Source organism: Streptomyces sp. NPDC001920, from assembly GCF_053594495.1.
Map to the genome: position 1 here is coordinate 56,808 of NZ_JBSFEP010000019.1, position 13,140 is coordinate 69,947.

Sequence of the window (13,140 nt, forward strand, 5' to 3'; positions counted from 1 at the left end):
GCAGCACGGACGGGAGTGCGGGCCTCCGCACGGACAGCGATGCGGGCATCCGCAGGGACGGGAGGGAGGGCATCCGTACGGACAGGAGTGCCGGCACCAGACCCGGCGCGGCCCCGCACCCCGACCGGGGCTCCGCCACCGTCTGGAGCGTGGGCGCCATCGCCGTCCTCTGCGTCCTCTTCGGCGTCCTGCTCGCCCTGGGGCAAGCCGTCGTGACCCGGCATCAGGCGGCCGGCGGTGCGGATCTCGCGGCCCTCGCGGCGGCCGACCACTGGGCGGAGGGACGTGCGGTGGCCTGCGCCCGGGCGGAGCGGGTGGCTCGGGCACAGGGCGTGCGGCTCGTGCGGTGCGCGGTGGTGGGCGAGGTCGCGGACGTGACTGCGGCGTCGGGCCGGGGGCCCTTCGCGGCGGAGGTCAGGGCGCGGGCGGGGCCTGCGGACCCTGCTCTGCCGACGGAGCACTCCCGGGCGGGGCCAGCTGACCCGGCTCTGCCGACGGAGCACTCCCGGGCGGGACCTGCGGGGACGGATCGGTCGCCTGGGCTTCCGTAGGCCGAGGTTGGGTCTGCGGGGACGGATCGGTCGCCTGAGCCTCCGCAGGTCGAGGCCGGTTCTGCGGGGACCCGCCGTCGGGCGTCGGCGCCACTACCGGATCCTCCTTCGGCGCTCCCCGCAACAGCACCGTGAGCAGGCGCACCGCCCCCCGCTTGTGCAGCGGATCGTTCCCGTTGCCGCACTTGGGGGACTGGATGCAGGACGGGCAGCCGGCGTCGCACTCACAGGAGGCGATGGCCTCGCGGGTGGCGGTGAGCCAGGCACGGGCGGTGTGGAAGGCGCGCTCCGCGAAGCCCGCGCCGCCGGGGTGGCCGTCGTAGACGAAGACCGTGGGCAGCAGTGTGTCGGGATGCAGCGGGATCGAGACACCGCCGATGTCCCAGCGGTCGCAGGTCGCGAAGAGGGGCAGCAGGCCGATCGAGGCGTGCTCGGCGGCGTGCAGGGCACCGCCGAGGATCTCCGGGTTGATCCGGGCCTCGTCCAGCTGGTCCTCGGTGACCGTCCACCACACCGCGCGGGTGCGCAGCGTACGAGGAGGGAGGTCGAGTTTCGTCTCGCCCAGTACTTCACCCGTGATGAGCCGACGACGCAGGAAGGAGACGACCTGGTTGGTGACCTCGACGGAGCCGTAGCACAGGCGGCCGTCACCCCACGGGATCTCGACGTCCGTCTCCAGGACGGAGATCGACGTCGTGTCCCGGGCGACCGTCGAATAGGGCGGGGCGGCCTCCTCGACCAGGGCGACCGAGTCCTCCAGGTCGAGGGACCGGACGAGATAGGTGCGGCCCTGGTGCAGGTGGACGGCGCCCTCGTGCACCGTGCCGTGCGCGGCGCCCGCGTCGACCGTGCCGAGCAGCCGGCCCGTCCCGGTCTCCACCACCTGGACGGGACGGCCGCCCCCACCGCGGATGTCCGTGAGGTCGGCGGCCCGTTCCCGGCGCGTCCAGTGCCAGGCCCTGGTGCGGCGGCGCAGCAGCTTCGCGGCCTCCAGCTGCGGCAGCAGCCCCTCGGTCTCCGGGCCGAACAGCTCCAGATCCTCGTCGGTCAGGGGGATCTCCGCGGCCGCCGCGCACAGGTGGGGGGCGAGGACGTACGGGTTGTCGGGGTCGAGGACCGTCGACTCCACCGGGCGGTCGAACAGGGCCTCGGGGTGGTGGACGAGATAGGTGTCCAGGGGGTCGTCCCGGGCGACCAGGACGGCCAGCGCCCCCTGTCCGGAGCGGCCCGCGCGGCCCGCCTGCTGCCACAGGGACGCGCGGGTGCCCGGGTAGCCGGCGATCAGCACGGCGTCCAGGCCGGAGACGTCGATGCCGAGTTCCAGGGCGGTGGTGGCGGCCAGGCCCAGGAGTTCGCCGGAGTGCAGGGCCTGCTCAAGCGCACGGCGCTCCTCGGGGAGGTAGCCGCCGCGGTAGGCCGCGACACGCCGGGCGAGGGAGCGGTCCACCTCGGCGAGACGTTCCTGGGCGATGACCGAGATCAGCTCGGCGCCGCGCCGGGAGCGTACGAAGGCGACCGTTCGGGTGCCCTGGACGGCGAGGTCGGTCAGCAGGTCGGCCGTCTCGGCGGTGGCGGTACGGCGGACGGGGGCGCCCTTCTCGCCCTGGAGCTCGGTGAGCGGGGGTTCCCAGAGGGCGAAGACCAGTTCGCCGCGTGGCGAGGCGTCGTCGGCCACCTCGACGACCGGCAGGCCCGTGAGACGGCGTGCGGCGACCGCGGGCTCGGCGGCGGTGGCGGAGGCCAGCAGGAAGACGGGGGAGGAGCCGTAGCGGGCGCAGAGGCGGCGCAGGCGGCGCAGGACCTGGGCGACATGGGAGCCGAACACACCGCGGTAGGTGTGGCACTCGTCGATGACGACGAACTTCAGGGCCTTCAGGAAGGAGGACCAGCGCGGGTGCGAGGGGAGTATGCCGCGATGCAGCATGTCGGGGTTGGTGAGGACGTAGTTGGCGTACTGCCGGATCCACTCCCGTTCCTCGAACGGAGTATCGCCGTCGTACACGGCCGGGCGTACGGAATTGCCCAGCGGATGTGAAAGTTCCTTCACCGAGCGGCACTGATCCGCCGCAAGAGCCTTGGTCGGCGCGAGGTACAGCGCGGTCGCGCCGCGGCCGTTCGGGGCCTCGGAGCCGTCCAAAAGGGTGGACAGGACCGGCACGAGGTAGGCCAGGGACTTGCCTGACGCCGTGCCCGTGGCGACCACCACGCAGTCGCCGTCCAGGGCGTGCTCGGCGGCCCGTGCCTGGTGGGCCCAGGGGTGTTCGACTCCCGCGTCCTGTACGGCCGCGATGACCTCCGCGCGGATCCGGTCGGGCCAGACGGCATGGCGGCCCTCCCTCGGGGGCACATGCTCCGTATGAGTGATGCGCGAAGCCCGGCTCGGCCCCGAGGCGAGCCGGCCCAGGACCGTGCCCGGGTCCACCCGGGATACGGGCCCCGTCGGGGATCGATCGGATCGGTGATTCTTGGCCATCGGCACCGAGTGTGTCACTGGCGTGACGGACAATGGGACCAAGGCGTCGTGCACGCCTGCCGGTAAGTGATTGAATGCCATCGCGGCTGGCGAACCGTCCTGGGGGCTGTAAGCCGAGGTGTCCCGAGGGACGACCGCTCGATAGCAAGGTGCTGGAGGATCCGTGGACCTGTCCCTGTCGACCCGTACCGTCGGCGATCGTACGGTCGTCGAGGTCGGTGGCGAAATCGACGTATATACCGCGCCCAAGCTGCGCGAGCAGTTGGTCGAGCTGGTGAACGACGGGAGTTTCCACCTCGTCGTCGACATGGAGGGCGTGGACTTCCTCGACTCCACCGGGCTCGGCGTGCTGGTCGGTGGCCTGAAGCGCGTGCGTGCCCATGAGGGCTCTCTGCGCCTGGTCTGCAACCAGGAGCGCATTCTCAAGATCTTCCGCATCACCGGCCTCACCAAGGTGTTCCCGATCCACACCTCGGTCGAGGAAGCGGTGGCGGCGACCGACTGATCACCGTATCGGGCCCGTCGTAGGGGTCCGGCACGGCAGAAGTGGAAAGTGACGGGGGACCGGGCTTTCGGCGGCCCGGTCCTCCGGACAGCACGCCCGTAGTTCGGAGGGGGATGCATGGCCACCGTTGAACTCCGCTTCAGCGCGCTGCCCGAGCACGTCAGGACCGCCCGACTGGTGGCGGCAGCGGTGGCGCGCAGGGCCGGAGTGGACGAGGCCGTACTCGACGAAGTGCGACTTGCCGTCGGCGAGGCCTGCAGCCGCGCCGTCGGACTGCATCAGAGCGTCGGCATCACGGCGCCGGTGAAGGTGGCGCTGATCGAGGAGGAGAAACAGTTCTCCATCGAGGTCGGCGACGAGGCGCCGCACGCCACTCCCGGCGACCGCGGTTCCGGTGCGGGCGGCGAGGGGGACGTGGAGGCCGAGGAGGACGAGATGGGTCTCGCGGTCATCAGTGGCCTCGTCGACGACGTCGAGGTCTCCGTCGGCGAGCACGGCGGGTTGATCCGCATGACCTGGCCGACCACGCCGCCGGCCGTGGTGCTCGCCTGATCCGACTCATCGCTCGACCCGTTGCTTCACGAAGGGGCCCTGCTCAGCAGGGCCCCTTCGTGTTTGTCCCACCGGCCTGGCAGAATTCGTGAAGGAATTCACGATCAGCAGCCCATAATTTGATCAAGTGCAATACGGGCGTCAATGGTTTTGGGGCATTAGCACTTTCGGGTTCCGTGGCGCGGCGTCGATCATTTGCTGAACGGCATGTGAAGGCCAATTCCGATTACCGCGCTCTGTTTTGATCAGGTTCCGGTACCTAGAATCCGTCCACATCTTGAGCTCAGCCCAAGCGTCAAGGAGGACGAATGGCGGGGCTTTCTACCCCTCATCAGCTTGACCACCCCACAACCCTCGCAGCCGCAGTGCTGACCGACGACAACCGGATCATCATCACGGTCATCGGGGTCGTCGCGTTGGCCGCGCTCGTGGTCGCCGGCGTCCTGGTGCGCCAGGTGCTCACGGCGGGCGAGGGCACCGACAGCATGAAGAAGATCGCGGCAGCGGTCCAGGAAGGCGCCAACGCCTATCTGGCCCGCCAGTTGCGCACGCTCGGTGTATTCGCCGTCGTCGTGTTCTTCCTGCTCATGCTGCTACCCGCGGACGACTGGAATCAGCGCATCGGCCGATCCGTCTTCTTCTTGATCGGCGCCGCGTTCTCGGCGGCCACCGGCTATATCGGCATGTGGCTCGCCGTGCGCAGCAATGTGCGCGTCGCCGCGGCCGCACGGGAAGCGACCCCGGCGGAGGGAGAACCGGAAAAGGATCTCACCGCCGTCTCGCACAAAGCCATGAAGATCGCTTTCCGCACGGGCGGCGTCGTCGGCATGTTCACGGTGGGGCTCGGCCTGCTGGGCGCCTCCTGTGTGGTGCTGGTGTACGCGGCCGACGCGCCGAAGGTGCTGGAGGGCTTCGGCCTCGGCGCCGCGCTGATCGCGATGTTCATGCGTGTCGGCGGCGGCATCTTCACCAAGGCCGCCGACGTCGGCGCCGACCTGGTCGGCAAGGTCGAGCAGGGCATTCCGGAGGACGACCCGCGCAATGCCGCGACCATCGCCGACAACGTGGGCGACAACGTCGGCGACTGCGCGGGCATGGCCGCCGACCTCTTCGAGTCGTACGCCGTGACCCTGGTCGCCGCGCTGATCCTCGGGTCGGCGGCCTTCGGCGACTTGGGGCTCGCGTTCCCGCTGATCGTGCCCGCGATCGGCGTGATCACCGCGATGATCGGCATCTTCGCCGTGGCACCGCGTCGCAGCGACCGCAGCGGCATGACGGCGATCAACCGCGGGTTCTTCATCTCCGCGCTGATCTCGATCGTCCTGGTCGCGATCGCCGTGTTCGCGTACCTGCCGTCGTCGTACGCCGACCTCGACGGCGTCACCGACACCGCGATCGCCGGCAAGGACGGCGACCCGCGCATCCTCGCGCTCGTGGCGGTGGCCATCGGCATCGTGCTGGCCGCCGTCATCCAGCAGCTGACCGGCTACTTCACCGAGACCAACCGCCGACCGGTCCGGGACATCGGCAAGACCTCGCTCACGGGGCCCGCCACCGTCGTCCTCGCCGGTATCTCGGTCGGCCTGGAATCGGCCGTCTACACCGCCCTGCTGATCGGCCTCGGCGTGTACGGGGCGTTCCTGCTCGGCGGCACCTCGATCATGCTGGCGCTGTTCGCGGTGGCGCTGGCCGGCACCGGCCTGCTCACCACGGTCGGCGTGATCGTCGCCATGGACACCTTCGGTCCGGTCTCCGACAACGCCCAGGGCATCGCCGAGATGTCCGGCGACGTCACGGGCGCGGGCGCTCAGGTGCTCACCAACCTGGACGCGGTCGGCAACACCACCAAGGCCATCACCAAGGGCATCGCCATCGCCACGGCCGTCCTCGCGGCAGCGGCGCTCTTCGGGTCGTACCGCGACGCCATCACCACCGGCGCGCGGGACGTCGGCGAGAAGCTCAGCGGTGAGGGCGCGCCGATGAACCTGATGATGGACATCTCGCAGCCCAACAACCTCGTCGGCCTGGTCGCGGGCGCGGCGGTCGTCTTCCTGTTCTCCGGACTCGCCATCAACGCCGTGTCGCGGTCGGCCGGTGCCGTGGTCTACGAGGTGCGGCGGCAGTTCCGCGAGAAGCCCGGGATCATGGACTACAGCGAGAAGCCGGAGTACGGCAAGGTCGTCGACATCTGCACCAAGGATGCACTCCGGGAGCTCGCGACTCCCGGGCTGCTCGCCGTGATGGCGCCGATCTTCATCGGGTTCACGCTCGGCGTCGGCGCCCTCGGCGCCTTCCTCGCGGGCGCGATCGGTGCCGGCACGCTGATGGCGGTGTTCCTGGCCAACTCCGGCGGCGCCTGGGACAACGCCAAGAAGCTCGTCGAGGACGGCCACCACGGCGGCAAGGGCAGCGAGGCCCACTCCGCCACGGTGATCGGCGACACGGTCGGCGACCCCTTCAAGGACACCGCCGGTCCCGCGATCAACCCGCTGCTGAAGGTGATGAACCTGGTGGCGCTGCTCATCGCGCCCGCGGTCATCCAGTTCAGTTACGGCGAGGACAAGAACGTCGGCGTTCGGCTCGTGATCGCCGTACTGTCGCTGGTCGTGATCGTCGGCGCGGTGTACGTCTCCAAGCGGCGCGGTATCGCCATGGGTGACGAAGGCAACGCCGACCGGGTGGCCAAGCCGGTCGACCCGGCGGTGGTCTCGTAGGCGGCCTGACGACGGCCCAGCTCATGGGGCGGGCGGGCGGCGCGCGTTGACGTGCCGCCCGCCCGCCCCGTGCGTGTTCACCCCTTGCCGTGACCCTTCTCTCACATGGTGCAAAAGGTAATAAAAAATGACGTACGGGGTGCTCGGAGCCTGGTTCCTTCCGGCCCGCCGTGTAGATTCCGGTGGCCGAGAGCCATGGAAGGGACCGAACCGGTGAACAAGAAGCTCACGGCCGCACTGTCCGGCGGTGCGGCACTGGCACTGGCCTTGACGGGATGCACGGGCGACGAGGGCAACCCTGAGCTGGACGCCTGGGCCAAGAAGGTCTGCGACACGGCGCCGGCGCAGAACGCGAAGATCGCGGCCGCCGACGCCGCGATCACGAAGGCGGCCAAGGACAGCCCGCCCAAGGAGCTCCAGAAGGTCGACGCCCAGGCATTCCAGGACCTCTCCGACGGCTTCAAGGCACGCGCGACCCTGCTCCAGCAGGCCGGACCGCCTCCGGGCGTCGAGGGCGGCGCGAAGAAGCAGCGGGACGCCATCAAGAAGCTCACCGCCGTCTCCGTGAGCTACGCCGAGCTGAAGAAGCAGACGGACGAGCTGAACACCAAGGACCAGGCGAAGTTCGCGTCCGGGCTGCGCAAGGTCGGTGAAGAGATGAAGAGCATGGTGAGCCAGCGCAAGAGCGCGCTCGACGCGCTGAAGCAGCTGGAGTCGAGCGGCGACACCAAGAAGGCGCTGCTGGAGCAGGAGGGCTGCAAGCAGGTCGTCGCGTCCGAGTCCGCGGCGGCCACCGGCAGCTGAGCTTCCGACAGCTGAACCACCGGCAGCTGAGCCACCGACAGGTGAACCGCCGTGGGCGGGCGGGGCCGGGCCCGGGTCACAATGAGAGCGTGAGTGACTCCAGCCTGTCCGTCCTGCCCGCCTCCGACCGCCCCGAGGCCGCCGCCCGGCTGCGGGATGCCCTGCTCGGGGCCTCCTTCACCCCCGACGGGCTCCTCGAACTGCTCGGTGCGCCCGCGTACGCGGCGCTCGCGCGGAGCGAGGTCGTGCCCGCGCTCCGCGCGACCCGCGGCGACACACCGCTGGAGGCGCTCGTACGGCTCTTCCTGCTGCAGCAACCCGTGCCGCGGGCCCGCGTGGCGGACGTTCTTCCCGTCGACGCCTGCCTGGAGAGCGGTTGGCTGATTCGCGTCGGTGAGGGCTCCGGTGACGACCTCGCCGCGACCGTGGACGTACGGCCGTACGGCGGGCCCGGCGGCGAGGACTGGTTCATCGTGTCCGACCTGGGTTGCGCGGTCGGCGGGGCGGGCGGCATCGGCGGCACCGGCCGTCAGGCGGACGCAGCCGTCGTGCTCGGCGTCGGCGGCGCCTCCACCACCCTCGCCGGCATCACCGTGCGGGCGCCCGTCGCGTCCGCCCTCGACCTCGGCACCGGCTCCGGCATCCAGGCGCTGCACGCGGCACAGCACGCCACGCGCGTGACGGCGACCGACCTCAACCCGCGCGCGCTGCACATCACCGCCCTGACGCTCGCGCTCTCCGGTGCGCCGGTCGCGGATCTTCGGCAGGGCTCGTTGTTCGAGCCGCTCAAGAACGGCGAGACGTACGACCTGATCGTCTCGAACCCGCCTTTCGTGATCTCACCGGGCGCCCGGCTGACGTATCGGGACGGCGGGATGGGCGGGGACGATCTGTGCCGGTCGATCGTTCAAGGGGCGGGGGAGCGACTGAACGAAGGCGGGTTCGCGCAGTTCCTCGCCAACTGGCAGCACGTGGAAGGGGAGGACTGGCAGGACCGGCTGCGGTCCTGGGTGCCGCGCGGGTGCGACGCCTGGATCGTGCAGCGCGAGGTCCAGGACGTCATGCAGTACGCCGAGCTGTGGCTCAGGGACGCCGGTGACCATCGGGGGGACGCGGCCGCGTACCAGGCGCGGTACGACGCATGGCTCGACGAGTTCGAGGCGCGCAAGGTGAAGGGCGTGGGGTTCGGGTGGATCACCCTGCGCAGGACGTCGGCCGCCGTGCCCTCGATCACGGTCGAGGAATGGCCGCATCCGGTCGAGCAGCCGCTCGGAGACACGATCCGCGCGCACTTCGACCGCCTCGACTACCTGCGCTCCCATGACGACGCGGCCCTGCTGGAGGACCACTTCCGGCTCGTCTCCGAGGTCGTGCAGGAGCAGGTCGGGCTGCCCGGCGCCGAGGACCCGGAACACGTGGTGCTGCGCCAGAACCGCGGGATGCGCCGGGCCGCCCAGGTCGACACGGTCGGCGCGGGGTTCGCGGGCGTGTGCGACGGCTCGCTGAGCGCGGGGCGCATTCTCGACGCCATCGCCCAATTGATGGGCGACGACCCCGTGTTGCTGCGGGACCGCACTCCCGCGCAGATCCGGCTGCTGGTGGAGCAGGGGTTCCTCGAACCGTCCGAATGATCTCGAACGGTCTCGTCACCTCGATCCACCGCTACGGCCACCGACGCGATGCCCTGCTTTGCCCTGCCCTGCCCTGCCCTGGCCTGAACCGACGCTATGACTGATACCGACGCGCTGCCTCGGCCCGGCGCGGTGACTGGATGCGGCGCGGTGACTGGATGCGGCGCTCGCGTCAGCGCGAGCGCGAGCATCTTTTTCCCGGGCGGCGCTTGGCGGGGTCACCGACAACCCCGCCAAGCGGTGGGCAACAAATTCGAGTCGATCTCCGGGCGTCCCGGACGGCGTTCCCCGCGGAACCGGATCTGTTGCCGATGAGGTTCACGAGGCCGAAGACTCGAACGAGTTCAATGGCACCAGTGAGGACAACGGGTCTTCTGAGCCTGAGGTGACCACCGGTGCGATGGGCACGCGGCAGTACCACGGCCCGGTCGGCCCTCCGTTCACCTGAGGTTCGCCTGTGCGCCGCACGCGCGTGACAGCCTCGCCGGGCCGAGCACGCGCGGACCGGAGAAAAGGGGCGAGCGGGACTATGGAAAGGGCATCGGCGATCTTCGCCGGGGTGGTTTTCGCCCTGTTCGGAGGGGGGCTGCTGTTGTGGACGGCGGTCCGGGTACGACAGCACAGGCCCGTCGCCGAAGGTGTGAGCCCCGTCGCATCGGCGACGCTCGCCGGCGTTGTCTCGTTGGTCGCGTTGATCTTCGGAACCTGGTGCTTCAGCCGCCTGTGAGAACGCCCTACGAGCTGGGCGGCGGATAATTGGGAGGGCCTCTTCCGGAAAGGCTCGAATAGGACTGCGGGCACTCCGGGCGGCAGGAATGGCGGAAGTCGGGTTACCGTTCGAGTGGCCGTTGCGGGCTTTTACCGTTTGACAACGGGGCGGGATGTACCGTCACACTCCGCAGCGTCACCACGACCCGACCCGGGATCTCAGCCTGGGGAGGCCCCAGCGTCGATCCGGAGAGAAGAGCGAAGTTGTCCCCGACCAGCGAGACCGCACAGGGCGGCCGCCGACTCGTCATCGTCGAGTCGCCTGCCAAGGCGAAGACGATCAAGGGCTACCTGGGCCCCGGCTACGTAGTCGAAGCGAGCGTCGGGCACATCCGCGACCTTCCCAACGGTGCCGCGGAGGTGCCGGAGAAGTACACCGGTGAGGTCCGCCGCCTCGGCGTCGACGTCGAGCACGACTTCGAGCCCATCTATGTCGTCAACGCCGACAAGAAGGCCCAGGTCAAGAAGCTCAAGGATCTGCTGAAGGAATCCGACGAGCTCTTCCTCGCCACCGATGAGGACCGCGAGGGCGAGGCCATCGCGTGGCACCTGCAGGAGGTGCTCAAGCCCAAGGTCCCGGTCAAGCGGATGGTCTTCCACGAGATCACCAAGGCCGCGATCCAGGCCGCCGTCGCCAATCCGCGCGAGCTGAACCAGAAGCTGGTCGACGCCCAGGAGACCCGCCGCATCCTCGACCGCCTCTACGGCTACGAGGTCTCGCCGGTCCTGTGGAAGAAGGTCATGCCGCGCCTGTCGGCGGGCCGTGTCCAGTCCGTCGCCACCCGTCTCGTGGTGGAGCGGGAACGCGAGCGCATCGCGTTTCGTTCCGCTGAGTACTGGGACCTGACGGGCACCTTCGCGACCGGCCGCGCCGGGGATCCGTCGGACCCGTCGTCACTGGTCGCCCGCCTCCAGACCGTCGACGGCAGGCGGGTCGCGCAGGGCCGCGACTTCGACTCCCTGGGACAACTCAAGAGCGCGAACACCCTCCACCTCGACGAGGCGAACGCCCGCGCCCTCGCCGCCGCCCTGGAGCAGACGCGGTTCGCCGTCCGGTCCGTCGAGTCCAAGCCGTACCGCCGCTCGCCGTACGCCCCGTTCCGTACGACGACGCTGCAGCAGGAGGCGAGCCGCAAGCTCGGCTTCGGCGCGAAGGCCACGATGCAGATCGCGCAGAAGCTGTACGAGAACGGCTACATCACGTACATGCGTACGGACTCCACGACGCTGAGCGACACCGCTGTCGCGGCCGCCCGCGCCCAGGTCACGCAGCTGTACGGCGCCGACTACCTGCCGTCCGCCCCGCGGACGTACGCCGGCAAGGTCAAGAACGCCCAGGAGGCGCACGAGGCGATCCGCCCCTCCGGCGACCGCTTCCGCACCCCGGCCGAGACCGGGCTGACCGGCGACCAGTTCAAGCTCTACGAGCTGATCTGGAAGCGGACCGTCGCGTCCCAGATGAAGGACGCGACCGGCAACTCGGTCACCGTCAAGATCGGCGGCACCGCGGCCGACGGACGGGACGTCGAGTTCAGCGCCTCCGGCAAGACGATCACCTTCCACGGCTTCCTCAAGGCCTACGTCGAAGGGGCCGACGACCCGAACGCCGAGCTGGACGACCGCGAGCGCCGGCTCCCCCAGGTCTCCGAGGGCGACGCCCTGAGCGCCGAGGAGATCACGGTCGACGGACACGCCACCAAGCCCCCGGCCCGCTACACCGAGGCGTCGCTGGTCAAGGAGCTGGAGGAGCGGGAGATCGGCCGCCCGTCGACGTACGCGTCGATCATCGGCACGATCCTCGACCGCGGCTATGTGTTCAAGAAGGGCACCGCCCTCGTCCCGTCCTTCCTGTCCTTCGCCGTGGTCAACCTCCTGGAGAAGCACTTCGGGCGGCTCGTCGACTACGACTTCACCGCGAAGATGGAGGACGACCTCGACCGCATCGCGCGCGGCGAGGCCCAGTCCGTGCCGTGGCTGAAGCGTTTCTACTTCGGCGAGGGCACCAGCAACGGCGACGCGGCCGACGCCGGCAACGGCGACGGGGACCACCTCGGCGGCCTCAAGGAGCTGGTGACCGACCTGGGCGCCATCGACGCGCGCGAGGTGTCGTCGTTCCCCGTGGGCAACGGCATCGTGCTGCGGGTCGGGCGCTACGGCCCGTACATCGAGCGCGGGGAGAAGGACACCGAGCAGCACCAGCGCGCCGACATCCCGGACGACCTGGCGCCGGACGAGCTGTCCGTGGAGCTGGCCGAGGAACTGCTGGCCAAGCCCAGCGGCGACTTCGAGCTGGGCACCGACCCGGCCACCGGCCACGCGATCGTCGCCAAGGACGGCCGCTACGGCCCGTACGTCACCGAGGTGCTCCCCGAGGGCACGCCGAAGACCGGCAAGAACGCGGTCAAGCCGCGCACCGCCTCCCTCTTCAAGTCGATGTCGCTCGACACCGTGACGCTGGACGACGCGCTCAAGCTGATGTCGCTGCCGAGGGTCGTCGGAACCGACGCCGAGGGCCAGGAGATCACCGCGCAGAACGGCCGCTACGGCCCGTATCTGAAGAAGGGCACGGACTCGCGCTCCCTGCAGTCCGAGGAGCAGCTCTTCACGATCACCCTCGAAGAGGCGCTGCAGATCTACTCCCAGCCCAAGCAGCGCGGTCGTGCCGCCGCCAAGCCGCCGCTGAAGGAGCTGGGCACCGACCCGGTGAGCGAGAAGCCGGTCGTCGTCAAGGACGGTCGCTTCGGGCCGTACGTCACCGACGGGGAGACCAACGCGACCCTGCGCTCCGGCGACAGCGTCGAGACGATCACCCCGGAGCGCGGCTTCGAGCTGCTCGCCGAGAAGCGGGCGAAGGCGCCCGCGAAGAAGACGGCGAAGAAGGCCGCCGCGAAGAAGACCGCCAAGAAGGCCGCCCCGGCCAAGAAGACGGCCGCCAAGAAGACGGCGGCCAAGAAGACCACCACGACCGCGAAGAAGACGACGGCGAAGAAGACGACCGCGAAGAAGGCGACGGCTTCCAAGACGGCGACGGAGGACTGAGCCGCTCTCACCTCGCGTCCAACCGGGCCCTGACCGGGGCCGGTTGGCGGTGCGGTTCTTCACTTCAGGTTCGCAGAACGAACGCCTCGGCATCAGTTTGGTG

The 13,140-nt window shown here is 69.9% G+C and carries 8 protein-coding genes and 1 pseudogene; 8 read left to right on the top strand and 1 reads right to left on the bottom strand.

Annotated elements, in window-relative coordinates:
- Window positions 1-71: 71 nt before the first annotated feature.
- A pseudogene (locus ACWCPI_RS29150) lies at window positions 72-446 on the top strand (Rv3654c family TadE-like protein); the annotation flags it as partial.
- On the opposite strand, the gene ACWCPI_RS29155 reads toward ACWCPI_RS29150, so the two are convergent.
- Window positions 415-3,105, bottom strand: coding sequence for a DEAD/DEAH box helicase (locus tag ACWCPI_RS29155; RefSeq protein ID WP_451040943.1), 2,691 nt, complete (start codon window positions 3,103-3,105; stop codon window positions 415-417). The pseudogene ACWCPI_RS29150 and the gene ACWCPI_RS29155 overlap by 32 nt on opposite strands.
- Before the next feature lie 82 nt (window positions 3,106-3,187).
- Between ACWCPI_RS29155 and bldG the strand changes: the two genes are divergently transcribed.
- From bldG to topA, 7 genes are all read left to right on the top strand, one after another.
- Window positions 3,188-3,529: an anti-sigma factor antagonist BldG gene (gene bldG / locus ACWCPI_RS29160; RefSeq protein WP_003975386.1), complete on the top strand. Its 342-nt coding sequence runs from the start codon at window positions 3,188-3,190 to the stop codon at window positions 3,527-3,529.
- Window positions 3,530-3,646: 117 nt separating this feature from the next.
- A complete protein-coding gene (locus ACWCPI_RS29165) occupies window positions 3,647-4,081 on the top strand; it encodes an ATP-binding protein (RefSeq protein WP_451040944.1) in 435 nt (144 codons plus the stop codon).
- A 308-nt stretch (window positions 4,082-4,389) separates the two neighbouring features.
- Window positions 4,390-6,795 (top strand): sodium-translocating pyrophosphatase, encoded by a 2,406-nt coding sequence (locus tag ACWCPI_RS29170; protein WP_451040945.1) that lies wholly within the window; start codon window positions 4,390-4,392, stop codon window positions 6,793-6,795.
- A 195-nt stretch (window positions 6,796-6,990) separates the two neighbouring features.
- A complete protein-coding gene (locus ACWCPI_RS29175; protein ID WP_451040946.1) occupies window positions 6,991-7,599 on the top strand; it encodes a small secreted protein in 609 nt (202 codons plus the stop codon).
- An 89-nt stretch (window positions 7,600-7,688) separates the two neighbouring features.
- Window positions 7,689-9,230 (top strand): DUF7059 domain-containing protein, encoded by a 1,542-nt coding sequence (locus tag ACWCPI_RS29180; RefSeq protein WP_451040947.1) that lies wholly within the window; start codon window positions 7,689-7,691, stop codon window positions 9,228-9,230.
- Window positions 9,231-9,759: 529 nt separating this feature from the next.
- Complete coding sequence (locus tag ACWCPI_RS29185) at window positions 9,760-9,957, top strand: hypothetical protein (protein ID WP_451040948.1); 198 nt, start codon at window positions 9,760-9,762, stop codon at window positions 9,955-9,957.
- A 245-nt stretch (window positions 9,958-10,202) separates the two neighbouring features.
- Window positions 10,203-13,037: a type I DNA topoisomerase gene (gene topA / locus ACWCPI_RS29190; RefSeq protein WP_451040949.1), complete on the top strand. Its 2,835-nt coding sequence runs from the start codon at window positions 10,203-10,205 to the stop codon at window positions 13,035-13,037.
- The last annotated feature ends 103 nt before the right edge of the window (window positions 13,038-13,140 follow it).

What these genes read in the sequence shown, in the direction of transcription:
- ACWCPI_RS29165 (WP_451040944.1), top strand. Translation starts at nt 3,647, where the DNA reads ATGGCCACCGTTGAACTCCGCTTCAGCGCGCTGCCCGAGCACGTCAGG.
- ACWCPI_RS29175 (WP_451040946.1), top strand. Translation starts at nt 6,991, where the DNA reads ATGGAAGGGACCGAACCGGTGAACAAGAAGCTCACGGCCGCACTGTCC.
- ACWCPI_RS29155 (WP_451040943.1), bottom strand. Translation starts at nt 3,105, where the DNA reads ATGGCATTCAATCACTTACCGGCAGGCGTGCACGACGCCTTGGTCCCA.
- ACWCPI_RS29185 (WP_451040948.1), top strand. Translation starts at nt 9,760, where the DNA reads ATGGAAAGGGCATCGGCGATCTTCGCCGGGGTGGTTTTCGCCCTGTTC.
- ACWCPI_RS29170 (WP_451040945.1), top strand. Translation starts at nt 4,390, where the DNA reads ATGGCGGGGCTTTCTACCCCTCATCAGCTTGACCACCCCACAACCCTC.